Origin of the sequence: Streptomyces sp. CLV115 (assembly GCF_038448545.1) — a bacterium.
Classification (GTDB): Bacteria; Actinomycetota; Actinomycetes; order Streptomycetales; family Streptomycetaceae; genus Streptomyces; species Streptomyces sanglieri.
In genome coordinates this window covers 58,516-68,960 of the sequence record NZ_JBCEWQ010000029.1, presented here as the reverse complement: position 1 = coordinate 68,960, position 10,445 = coordinate 58,516, and the positions used below count along the sequence as shown (strand labels likewise).

The 10,445-nt window shown below is 71.9% G+C and carries 2 protein-coding genes; both read right to left on the bottom strand.

Translation table 11 applies throughout. The features are described from left to right. The coding region (locus AADR41_RS13590) for a beta-ketoacyl synthase N-terminal-like domain-containing protein (protein WP_342281625.1) at positions 1 to 2,914 on the bottom strand (2,914 nt) is incomplete at its 3' end. Positions 2,915 to 2,922: 8 nt separating this feature from the next. Then, on the bottom strand, positions 2,923 to 9,732 hold the full coding sequence (locus AADR41_RS13585) for an SDR family oxidoreductase (RefSeq protein WP_342281624.1): 6,810 nt from the start codon (positions 9,730 to 9,732) through the stop codon (positions 2,923 to 2,925). Positions 9,733 to 10,445: the final 713 nt, after the last annotated feature.

Genomic DNA, 10,445 nt, shown 5'->3' with positions numbered 1-10,445 from the left:
GGTACGCGCCGGTCCGGGGCATGGTGGATGGCGGGCCACCACGGTGGCCCGCGGTGAGCACATCCGCCGCGAGCGCCGCGGTGTCGTCGAGCAGCGCGGAGAAGTCGGCGGCCAGCGGGTTTTCGGCGGCGAGGGCGTCGAGGGCGGTGGTCCGCGCGCCGTCCGCCGCTCGGCGCGGCGGCGGGGCCAGGGCGGCGCCGAGCGCCGTGCGTGTGGGTTCGTCGAGGGAGATCAGGGCGCCGCCGAGGTCGAGCCTGACCGGGCGGTGCGTGGCCTTGCGCGCAGGAGTGGGGTCAAGTGCGGTCCGGTCCGGTTCGGCTCCGTCGGCCCACAAGGCGGTGGCGACGCGGCGCAGTTGGGGAAGGCCGGAGCGGTGCGGGGAATGGGCGGCGACCACGAGGTGGTCAAGGCCTCGCAGTGTGTCGGCGATCAGCGAGCCGACCTGGCCGGCTCCGAGTTGGACGAAGGCGCGGAAACCGGCCGCGTACATGGCCTCGATCACCTGGCGGAAGCGGACCGGTTCCAGAAGGTGCCGCACGAACAGCTCGCGTATCTCCTCCGGTCGCGAGGGGTACTCCCCCACCGTGGTGGCGGACCAGACCGGCAGCCGCGCGGGGTGCAGCCCGTAGGTGTCCGCCGCCTTCCGTATCGGGTCCAGATAGGGCCGGAGCATGGGAGTGTGGAAGCCTGACCGGAACGGCAGGACCTGCGAGATCGCGCCCTTTGCGCGGAAGTGGTCGACGAATTCGTCGACCGCGGCCGACGGGCCGCAGATCATGGACTGGTGGGGTGAGTTGTCGTGCGAGAGGACAACCTGCGTCTGCCCTTCAAGGGCCTTCATGACGCGATCGGCGGGCTCACCGATCACTGCGAAGGCCAGGCCCGGCACGCGCAGCGCGTCCGGATCGAACGAAGCGAGGAAGGCATCGACCTCCGTCCGGGCATGAATCCCGGCGACGGCCATGGCGGTCCACTCGCCCAGGCTGTGTCCGGCGAGCGCGTCGGGCACGACGTCCATCCGCTCCAGTGCGGCGTGCAGAAGGCGGCCGAGCTGGAAGACGCCAGTGCCCTGGCGGCCGATGTCGCCGACCTTGACATCGGTGCCGGAGAGCGACCGCGACAGGCCGAAGTGGCGTGCGACATCGTCGCAGTTGTCGTCGAATTCGGCTTCGAGCCCGGGAAACACGAAGGCCAGGCGGCCACCGGTGTCACCCAGCAGCGGCTCGGGGACGAACCACAGGTCGTTCCTGCCGCGCCACGGTGAGCCCCGGCCGACCACCTTGCGGGCCAGGGCGAGACGTTTGGCCGTCGGGTCCACCAAGCCGAGCCGGACCGGACCGGCGGGCTGGGGTCCGGTCTCGTCCGGCGCGGTGGCGAGGAGGGCTGCGTCGTCGCGGTCCAGCATGCGGGCCAGTTCGGCGGGCGTCGCGGCGGCCAGCCGCAGCACCCGTTCGGGCTCGCGCACCACGGTGGCGGGTCCGCCGGTGCCGGAGGCGGGTGCGGCGGTGAAGGCGGGCTGTTCCAGGACGACATGGGCGTTGATGCCGCCGAAGCCGAAGGCGTTGACCGCGGCACGGCGTACGGGGCTGTGGGGGTCGGTCACCCACGGCACCGCGGCGTCCGCGGTGGTGAAGCGGGTGCGGGCGAGTGCCGGGTGCGGGTCGTCGCAGTGCAGGGTCGGTGGAAGGACCCCGTGGTGCACGGCGAGAGCGGCCTTGATGAGTCCGGCGATCCCGGCGGCCGGCATCGTGTGACCGATCATGGACTTCACCGAGCCGATCACGCCGCGGGGCGTGTCACCCGGCGGGCCGAAGACCGCAGCGACCGTGTCGAGTTCGGCGGCGTCCCCCGCCGGGGTGGCAGTGCCGTGGGCTTCCAGCAGCCCGACGGCACCGGGCTCGGCGGGGTCCTGGCCGGCACAGCGCCACGCCTCGCGGATCGCCTCGGCCTGGCCCGCGGAGTCCGGGCTGAGCAGACTGCCGGTGCGACCGTCGCCCGCGACACCGGTGCCGGTGATCACGGCGTAGATCCGGTCGCCGTCGCGCTCGGCGTCGGCGAGCCGTTTGAGCACCACGACGCCGGTGCCCTCGCCGATGAGCACCCCGTCGGCGTCCCGGTGGAACGGCCGGATGCGCTCGCTCCGGGACAGTGCGCCGAGTTGGGAGAACACACTCCACAGCGTGATGTCGTGGCAGTGGTGGACTCCGCCGGCCAGGACGACGTCGCACCGGCCGCTCTCCAGCTCGCGGGCCGCATGGTCGACCGCGATGAGCGAGGAGGCGCACGCCGCGTCCACCGTGTAGGCCGGGCCCCGCAGGTCCAGGCGGTTGGCCAGCCGGGAGGCGGCCAGATTGGGCACGAGGCCGATGGCCGACTCCGGTGCCTCTGGGCCCAGTCGGTCGGTGAAGGCGCGGCGCACCTCCTCGATGCGCTGTTCCCCGAGGTCCGGCAGGAGTTCCCGCAGCGTGTGCACGAGCTGGCCGGCGGTGCGCACCCGCTGGTCGAGGCGTACCAGGCCGGGGGTGAGATAGCCGCCACGGCCCAGGATCACTCCGGTGCGGCGCCGGTCGGCAAGGAGTCGGTCGGCGCCGCCGGCGTCCTGGACCGCCTGGGACGCCACCCGCAGCACGATCAGCTGGTCGGGCTCGGTGGCCTGCACGGAGGCGGGCATGACGCCGAAGGCGGTGACGTCGACGTCGGCGATGCCGTCGATGAAACCTCCACGCCGGCAGTACACCCGGTCGGCACGGCGTTCGCCGTCCGGGGCGTAGTACGCGGCGTCCCAGCGGGTCGCGGGGGCATCGGTGATCGCGTCGACGCCGTGGACGATATTGCGCCAGTACGTGGCGAGGTCGGGCGCTCCCGGGAAGAGCGCCGCCATGCCGACGATGGCGATCGGGCGATTTCCGGGCATCGCCGCGGTCACCACCCCGAGGCGGTGTAGACGACGGCGGTGCTCTCCTGCGGACCCCAGGCCAGTTCGCGCAGCAGGCTGATGGCGCCCTCGTCGGGATCGATGAGACGGATGCCGCGTGCCGCGTAGCTGCGCATCAGTTCCGGGGTGACCATGCCGTTGTTGGTCCCGGTGGGCGCCCACGGGCCCCAGTGGACGGTGAGCCCGCGGCGGTCGGTCCCGTCCCCCCAGTTGCGGCCGATGGTTTCGAGGGCGTCGTTGGCGGCGGCGTAGTCGGTCTGGCCGCGGTTGCCCAGGGTGGCCGCGATGCTGCCGAACAGCACCGCGAGGCGGGGGCCGTGCGAGAGCCCGCCGACCGCGTCGAGCACGGTCCTGGCGCCGTCGGCCTTGGTGCTGAAGACCCGGTGGAAGGATTCCGGGGACTTCTCGGCGAGCAGCTTGTCCTCGATCACACCGGCCGCGTAGACGACCGCGTCGAGCCTGCCGTGTTCGGCGTGCACGTTCTTCACCGCACGGTGCACCGCTTCGGCGTCGAGCACGTCCACGCAGTGGTAGCGCACGCGGCTGCCCAGCCGGGTGAGTCGGCGGACGGTGTCACGGACCTCGCGCTCGGCCTGGATCCTTCCGATCCCCCGCTCGACCTGGGCCGGGGACTTCAGGCCGCTCGCGATGAGGGCGGCTCGGAGTTCGGCGTCGGTGCCGGCGGCCGTTGCGGGGGTTTCCTCCAGGGAGGGGAGCGGGGTGCGGCCGAACAGTTCCAGGCGGCAGCGGGCGGCGGTGGCGAGCGCGGTGGCGAACCGGGCGGTGATGCCCCGGGCCCCGCCGACGAGGAGTACCACCGACTCGTGGTCGAGTCCGAGGGCCGCCGCCTCGGCGGCGCCGTCGTCGGAGGGTCCGGCTCCGGCGCCTGCCAGGATGCCGCGGTCGGTCTCGGTCATCCGCAGCCCGCGGCGGGTGTGACCCGTGCGCAGCACGACCGGCTCGCGGTCGGCGACGGTCAGCTCCGCGACGATCGCGTCGGCCGCGGCGGACGGGTCTGCTCCGGCGGGCTGTTCGACGACGCGTGCGACGGTCTGAGGGTATTCCCGCGACAGCGAGCGGAAGAGTCCGCGCAGTCCCTCGGAGGCACCGGCGGCCAACACCCAGCGCGCGCCGATGGCCAGGGCGGACTGGTAGAGGGGCACGGCACCGGGCAGTACCGGCTCGTGGGCGGGGCCGCCGTCCGGGGAGGCGAGGTGGATCAGGCCGTCGAAGCGCCCGTCATCAGGTACCTCGGTGGCGGTCACCGCCCGGGCACCGTGGGAGTCGAGCCGCTCGGAGACGGCCGCTGCGAGCGGGCCCCCGCCGATGACCAGGAAGGTTCGTCCGGAGAGTTCGGTGGGCTCCGGGGCGGCGGGCGCGAGGTCGAACTCTGCCATCACGAGCCGCTTGGGGGCCATGACGACTGCTTCGGCGTCAGCGGGTGGAGCGGCAGGGTCGACCGCGGCGGGCCCGGGGGCAGCGGTCTCGGACGGTGGGGTGTCGTCCCGCCGTGCGGCGACGATCAGTTCGGCGATGCCCGCCGCGGTGCGTGCCTTGGCCAGTTCCTCCATGTCGACGCCGTCGGTGGTGGGCAGGTGGAGCCGTCGGGCGAGCTGTCCGGCGATCTCGGCGCGCTTGATGGAGTCGACGCTCAGGTCGGCCTCCAGGTCCAGGTCGGGTTCGATCATGTCGGCCGGGTAGCCGGTTCGCTCGCCGATCACCTCCAGGACAGCGGCGAGGACCGCGTCCGCGGTCAGTTCGGCCGGCTCCGGGTCCGGTGCGGGCTGCGGAACGGCGGGCTCGGGAACAGCCGTCCCGGCAGGTGCGGCGGGCCCGGGGAGCACGGTCGCGGTCAGCGCACGGGGCGCGTGCTCCACGGGCACCGGGACGGGGCGGGCACCGGGGTCGACACCGAGGTAGCCCAGCAGGACGTCGCGCTGAGCGGCCAGCATCTCGCGGCTCGTGCGCAGGAATTCACTGATGAGGGCCTCGCTGCCGGCTCCCGCCCCGGCGTGGGCGACATCGTTGTGGAGCACGTGTCCGTGGTCTCCTTCTCTGCCGGAACGCGTGGTCACAAGAGCCTCCGATATCCGTTGGGCGGGGTGCAGGGCGGTAGCTGGGACGGCACCGTCGGCGGTGCGCACGAGGTGGCCGTCGACGGTCCAGCCCGCTCGCCTGTGGCGCGGGACCTGGGAGGCGTCGACCGCGTCGCGGCCCTGGAACAGCCAACCGGTGCGTACATCGACCCCGGCAACGGCGAGTTCGGCGAGTGCGGAAAGGAAGCCGGCCAGGCCCGTACGGCGCCGGGCCTCCAGGGTGACGGTGCGGTGCGGCAGGTCTCCGAGGATTTCGGTGACCTGCCGAGTCAGTACCGCACCGGGGCCCGTCTCGACGAAGATCCGGGCTCCTGCCTCGTACATGGCCTCGATCTGCTCGACGAAGCGGACCGGCGATCCGATCTGAGCGGCCAGTTCGGCGCGTATCGCCGCGGGGGTGCTGGGATAGACCCCGGCGGTGCGGTTGGACCACACCCGGATCGAAGGGGTCTCCAGTGGCACCGAGGCCAGTGTCGCTGCGAAGGTGTCGCCCGCGGCGGCGACCAAGGGGCTGTGGAAGGCGCAGGCCACCGGGATCCGGGTCGCCTTCATCCCCTGCGTGCGCAGCCGCTCGACGGCGGTCTCCACGTCGGCGGTGGGGCCGGATATCACCGTCTGGCGGGGGGAGTTGTGGTTGGCGACGACGACGGATTCGGCAACACCTGCCTCCACCAGGGCGGCGGCGACCTGCGATGCCGGGGCGGTGACCGCGGCCATGGTGCCGGGGGCGGCGGCCCCGGCGGCGGCGAAGACGGACTCGGCACGTGCCCTGCTGCACCACAGCAGTTCCTCGGGACCGAGGACGCCGGCCGCGGCGAGGGCGGCGAGTTCGCCGTAGCTGTGCCCGGCCGCCATCGCCGGGCGGACGCCGACCCGGCCCAGCAGATGGTGGGCGGCGAGTGCGGTGATGCCGAGCGCGGGCTGGGCGACGCGGGTGTCGGTGACGCGGTCCGCCTGGGCCTGGCGCCCGGCCTCGTCGAAGCCGGCGGGTGGGAAGAGGGCCGCCGCCGCGGACTCGTCGAGGCGCAGGAAGCGCTGGAGTTCGGGGAAGGAGACGAACAGGTCGGCGAGCATGCCGGGGCGCTGGCTGCCCTGCCCGGGGAAGAGGAAGGCCGTCTCGCCCGGTTCGGTGCCGTCCGCGAGATGGATGCCGTCGTCGGGGGCGTGCTCGCCGTCGACGGCCCGGCGCAGCGCTGCTGTCAGCTCCGGTACGGAGGAGGCGAGTACGGCGATGTGGGTGGGCAGGCCGCGCACGGCCGCGAGGTCGGCGCGGCGGGAGGCGGCCAGTGCGAGGTCCCGCAGGCGGTACGGCTGGTGGGCCGTGTGGTCGGCCTCGGCGAGAGCGAGGAGTTCCCGGGCGGCCTTGGCGGCGGCCTGCCGGTCGGCGCCTCGGAAGGTGAACAGTTCGGCGGGCCACTCGTCGCGGGCGTGGACGGGTGGGGCGCCGTCGTCGTGGGCGCGCAGGACGACGTGGAAGTTGGTTCCACCGAAGCCGAACGCGCTGACGCCGGCGACGCGTTCGGTGGGGGGCGCGGGCCAGGGCCTGGCCCGGGTGTGGAAGGCGAAGGGGCTGGTGCGTGCGTCCCAGGCGGGGTTCGGCTGCCGCAGGTGCAGGGTGGGGGGCTTGACGCCGTGATGCAGTGCGAGCGTGGTCTTGATCAGCCCGGCGAGGCCCGCCGCGCATTTGGTGTGGCCGATCTGGGATTTCACCGATCCGAGGGCACAGCCGCCGGGGTCTGCTCCGGCCTGGGTGAAGATCTCGGTCAGGGCGCTCAGTTCGGTGCGGTCGCCGACGACGGTGCCGGTGCCGTGGGCCTCGACCACGCCGACCTCGGCCGGTGAGATCCCTGCGTTTCGGTAGGCCCGCGTGAGCGCCCTGCGCTGGCCGTCGGCGCGCGGCGCGGTGAGGCCGAGGGCCCGGCCGTCGCTGGAGCTCCCGACGCCCTTGACGACGGCGTAGACCCGGTCGCCGTCCCGTTCGGCATCGGCGAGCCGCTTGAGGACCACGCAGGCCACGCCCTCGCCGAGCGCGATGCCGTCGCCGGAACGGTCGAAGGGCGCGGAACGGCCGGTGGGGGACAGCGCGTGCGCCGAGGCGAACAGCAGATAGTCGTTGATGCCGTTGTGCAGGTCGGCGCCGCCGCACAGCACAAGGTCGCTGGTGCCGGCCGTCAGTTCTTTGCAGGCCACGTCGACTGCGGCGAGGGAGGAGGCACAGGCGGCATCGACCGTGTAGTTGGCGCCACCGAGGTCGAGGCGGTTCGCGATCCGTCCGGCGATGACATTGGCGAGGATGCCGGGGAAGGAGTCCTCGGTCAGGCGTGGCAACTGGGCGTCCAGCTCGGGCGGAAGCTGTCCGACGTAGGAAGGCAGGACGGTGCGCAGCGTCATGGTGTTCGACAGGTCGCTTCCCGCCTCGGCCCCGAACACCACGGAGGCCCGGTCCCGCCGGAAGGGGCGGTCGGCGTAGCCGGCGTCGGCGAGCGCGCGTCGCGCCACGTCTAGGGCCAGCAGCTGGACGGGTTCGATGCTCGGCAAGGAGGCGGGCGGGATGCCGTAGTCCAGGGGCTCGAAGGGGATCTCGGGCAGGAAGCCGCCCCAGCGCGACGGGGTGTGCTCCCCCGCCCCGTCCTCGGCGTAGTAGACGGAGGGGTCCCAGCGTGAGGCGGGCACCTCGGTGACGGCATCGGTGCCGGACAGCACGTGCCCCCAGAACGACTCCACATCGGGCGCCTTGGGAAACACGCAGGCCATCCCTACGATGGCGATGTCCAGTGGCTCACAGGCGGCAGCCGGCTCGTCCGGTCCGGTGTCGAGGGCGGCCCTGCGTCGGTCGAGGAAGGCCTGCGCGCCCGTGGTGACCGAGGCGTGCAGCGTGGCAACGGTGGTGACCTCCGACCGCAGGACGGCGACCTGACCGGCCATGAACATGCCCTCGGAGAGCTGCCGGTCCTCGTCGACCTCGTACAGCGCTTCACCGACTCGTTCGAGGCCCTTGCTCGCCAGCCGTAATCGTCCGACGTTGAGTTGCTCCAGCTGCTCCCATGCCTCGCGGCTGGGTACGTCACCGGTCCGCAGCTGCTCCTTGAAGGCCACGAACTCGTCGGTGAAGGGGCTGCGCACACAACGGGTGGCGTGGCCGGGGGCGGTCTCCAGCAGTTCGGTGTGCCGGGCGTCGACCATCTGCTGCTGGAACGTCGGCTGTACCGCGCCTGCCGCGACGGCCTCCTCGGTGAAGAGGTAGGCGGTACCCATGAGCACTCCACTCGCGACACCCCGCGCGCCGAGGGTGGCGGTCATGGCGGCGACCATGGCCGCGGACCGCTCGTCGTGCACGCCGCCGGCGAACAGCAGCTGGAGTTCGGCGGCGGCGTCCTTCCCTGCGGTTGCGAGGAAGTCGTCCACCACGTCGAGCTGCGCCTGCCACAGCGGGAAGCTGGCGCGGGGCCCTACGTGGCCGCCGCACTCGGAGCCTTCGAAGACGAACTTGCGTGCACCCGATTCAAGGAACTGGTCCAGCAGCCCGGGCGAGGGCACGTGCAGGAAGGTCGAGATGCCGACCTCTTCGAGTGCCGCGGCCTGCGCGGGACGGCCGCCGGCGATGACGGCGTGCGAGGGGCGGACCTCCCGGATGACCTCCAGCTGGGCGTCCTTGATCTCCTCGTCGGCGAAGCCGAGGACCCCGACACCCCAGGGCGCCTCGCCCAGGGCGCTGCGGGTCTCCTCCAGCACCGCGCGGGTCTGCTCCGCGCCGGACACGGCGAGCGCGATGAACGGCAGGGCGCCCTCCGCGGCCACGGCGGCGGCGAATGCCGCCTGGTCGCTCACCCGTGTCATCGGCCCCTGAACAACAGGGAGTCGAGTGCCCAGCGCCCGGCTGCCCGTGCTGTCCGGCCCGAGTACGGGCGCGCCGTCGCAGAGCGCGTCGCTCACTGCGGCGCGTATGCCACGGATCGCTGCGCCCAGTGTGCCCCAGCGCCGCTGGAAGCGGACCGGAAGGAACGCGTCCTGGCCGATCTCCAGAGGGGCTGCGGCGCTGTCCGAACCGGGGACACGCCGCTTCAACACGCGTAGACCATCATCAATCACGGTCTCCGAGCCGTCGAGCCCACTGAGCACGCCGGTGATCTCCGCGGGGAGTTCCGCCTCGGCGAGGAGCGCGGTCTGGGTGTCGAGGACCACACCGACGGCGCCGCCGGCGACCGCTGCCGCCGCGGTGTACGCGCCGATTCCGCCGCAGGCCCACACCGGCAGCCCGTCGGCTTCGTCCGCGAGCAGCTGCTGCAGCAGCACGAACGTGCTCAACTCACCCACCCTGCCGCCGGCTTCATGGCCGCGGGCGATCAGTCCGTGGGCCCCGGCCGCCACGGCGTCCCGCGCCTCGGAGCCGGAGGTCACTTCGGCCAGCACGCGGCGCCCCGGGAATTCGGTGGCGGTCGCCTCCGCCCCGGCGGCGAGGACCACGGTGTGGACACAGGCGGGAAGGTCCGGCGCGGGGATGCCGTGCCCATCGCCCAGCCGTACGCCGAATCCGGAGCGTGTCCACTCGGCGGCCAGGCGCAACTGCTCACGGGCGGACCTGACATCACCCGTCAGGTCGAGTACTCCCAGGCCGCCTGCACGTGCGGCGGCCGCGGTGAACCGTGCCGACGCAACACCGAACGGATGCACTGCGAGAACGAGATCGGTCGTCGCGGACATGCCACGATCAATGCCGACACAGGGCGTGCGCATGGAAACACTCCAGGGGACGAGAAGGCGCGCGAAATCAAATATCGAACAACGACGCCAGTCACTCTCTCCACAGGGCGCGCGAAAGCACGCGAGCCCGACTCGGTCTCTAAAAGAGGAGCGATCTGTCGCGAATCAAGCGCCTCGTGGGGGGTCGGGGAAAGGCGTTCGAGGACAGGCAGTCGCGATCGTACTACGGAGTACAGCAATCCACTCGACTCTCTCGGTTACAGCTTGACATCGGCGGATTGAATTTCCGGGACATCGAGTCCACAACTTCTCTTGATACGAGTCAACCCGACATTGAAGTGAATTAAGCAACAAAATTTCCCAAATCACCCGAACGCGCCATTCCGAATGCACGCGCATGATCCACATGGATGCGCATTCACCATTCACCGCAGCCATCCCCGCTCAACACGGGGAAAGAAGGCCGGGACCTGACGCACCAAGGGCGCCCACACCACATGGATTGCGCCAAACCTGACCGGCGTGCCTATACCAATGAAAACGGAGGTGGCGTGATCATTTATCCACGCCGATCACCGGATCCCGCTCACGAAAATCACGAGAAGCGTCTCGAGACCGGCCGGCTAAAGAACATCTCGGAGTCGACAGTTACGACATTGACGCGTACACGTCGCTTGAGATAAGGTCCGCCGAATTAGCGCGCAACCCCCCAC

Excerpts from the sequence above, each read along its gene's own strand:
- AADR41_RS13585 (WP_342281624.1), bottom strand. The coding sequence starts at position 9,732 with ATGTCCGCGACGACCGATCTCGTTCTCGCAGTGCATCCGTTCGGTGTT.